Annotated in this window: 2 protein-coding genes; both read left to right on the top strand. The window is 49.0% G+C overall.

The genetic code is table 11. From position 1 onward, the window contains the following. On the top strand, nt 1–965 hold a 965-nt coding region (locus AC1DIS_RS29900; protein ID WP_477781291.1), incomplete at its 5' end, for a radical SAM protein. Then, a complete protein-coding gene (locus AC1DIS_RS29895) occupies nt 962–2,107 on the top strand; it encodes a trans-sulfuration enzyme family protein (protein ID WP_477743966.1) in 1,146 nt (381 codons plus the stop codon). The genes AC1DIS_RS29900 and AC1DIS_RS29895, both read left to right, overlap by 4 nt. Nucleotides 2,108–2,340: the final 233 nt, after the last annotated feature.

Genomic DNA, 2,340 nt, shown 5'->3' with positions numbered 1-2,340 from the left:
GTGAAGAAGCCATTGATGAACTATTGCCCGTCATCGACATATTCTCGATTTCGCTAAAGTCCATCTCCCCCGAATACTATCGAAAAGTCACAACAGGCTGGGTAGAGCCCGTTCTGGCTGGCATCAAGAAAGTATACGATGCTGGTAAATATGTTGAAGTCAGCACCTTGATGGTTACCGATATCAGTGACGATGAGGATACCGCCAGGAAAATCAGCCAGTGGGTACTGGATGAACTGGGCCCGAATGTACCGCTCCACTTTGTAAGGTTTCACCCTGATTATAAAATGAGTAATAGCATCAGGACGCCCGTGGATAGACTCCTGAAGGCTCGGGACATTGCCCGGAGCATGGGGGTTGAGCATGTTTATCTGGGTAACGTAAATGATGTCGAGGGCACCAATACCAACTGCAATAATTGTAACGCTCTACTCGTTACCCGCTACGGTTTGAATGCTGAACTAATCGGATTGGATAGCAACGGTTGCTGCGCCCGTTGTGGGCACGACGCACACTTCAAGTTACTGGGCGAACACAAAGCGAACACACCTGTTGAACTGCGAGAGGCTGCATTGACCTCTTACGAGAAGCGAAAGTTCGAGTGGCATGGGGATATCGTATCGCTGCACGCCCAAGTGCTGAATACTGAAGACTTTGAACAGACCGTCTACCTGCGGCGCAACTATACCGACGGGCTCAACAGTGATTGGAAATCACTGACATTGCGGCCGTATGAAAGCTATCGATTTATTATTGCCAAGGCACGAATTGATGAATCAGGCCCTGAAGTCTGGCTTCCCAAGGGGGTCAACTCAAATCTTCATGAAGTATTCGACAGGGCTCACTTCCCAACCGAGTCGATTGAAGAGATTGGTATTTCGCAAAACGACATCACGCCGACCATTGGGTATGAGGGCAAGCAGAACATGTATGAGCAGGTTATCAAACTGGTGAGCAAATCATGAATGTGTCTACTGAAATTCTCCATATCAGGGTCGATGACCGAGAAGCCCATCCATCCGTGACGCCTATTTATCAGTGCAGCGCTTTTAGCGCTGACTCGGCGTTCTTCTACTCGAGAAAAGCCAATCCCAATGTGACTGAGCTGGAACAGGTTGTCGCTGCACTGGAAGGAAGCGAATACGCCTTGGCCTACAGCACCGGAATGAGTGCCATCTACATGGTGCTGGAGCTGCTGAAACCCGGTGGGTCGCTGGTGATCAACAAATATATCTATGGCTGTTCTTATAAGCTGTTTCAGCGATATGCGGCACGTATCGGTGCGAAACTGACGATTCTGGATCTCACCACGGAAAGTGGATTGAAAGAGTTGCCGTCGGACGTGGACATGGTCATTTTCGAAACACCGACCAATCCCTTTCTGAAAGACATTGATATTCATGCGGTCAGCAAGGTGGTTAAGCAAAACAACCCACACGCTCTGGTGGTCGTTGACAACACGTGGGCCACTCCGATATTTCAAAAGCCTCTGAACTTCGGCGCGGATATTTCTCTGTACAGCGCAACGAAGTATTTCTCCGGGCATAGCGATGTCATGGGCGGCCTGGTACTCGTCAACAATGAAATGATTTATACGCGCCTCCTCGAAGGCCGCTTTTACTCAGGCTCAATATTAGCGCCTAATAGCGCATGGCTGCTCCGCAGAAGCATGCAGACATTTAACCTGCGCATGGAGAAACACAGCAACACAACCTCCAGCATGCTCAACTATCTACGGGAACTGCCCTTTATTGAGCATGTATATTATCCACGAGTCGATGATAAACAATTGACCGGCTACGGTGGCATTGTGTTTGTTGATGTTCGGCCCGATCTGGTCCCCTTTTACAAAACCTTCAGCAGCTCCCTCAAATGGTTTGGAACGGGTACGGGAATGGCCTGTGTCACGTCAATGGTTGCGCAACCCTTTAGTGGAAGCCATGCCTCGATGACCGAGCAGGAAAAAGCGGATATGGGGATTGAAAAGGGGTTGGTACGATTGTGTTTTGGTTTAGAGGCCCTTGAGGATCTTAAAGAGGATCTGCTTCAGGCATTTGTGGCCATGGAAAATATGGCCAATCAAAAAAGTGCACTTAAACCTGCGTAACAGATGTTAATCATGCGCAACGAGCCTTCAACGGCTCGTTGCTTTTTATGGAGAAGCGAGATTGCCCAGCGTACTCGAAAAAACGATATTCGAAGACCCTACTCTGAACGTTATCCATCTTCTAAATTCCATTTCCAGTGAAAATCCAGAGGCAATCTCTCTGGCTTCCGGTCGACCTGACGACGAGCAATGCGACCTGTCCCTCATCGATAAAGGGCTGGCCAGCTATGCAC

It is taken from the genome of Pseudomonas sp. 05N433 (assembly GCF_056396925.1).
The sequence above is the reverse complement of the archived record's forward strand: the minus strand, read 5'-3'. Positions and strand labels throughout refer to the sequence as shown.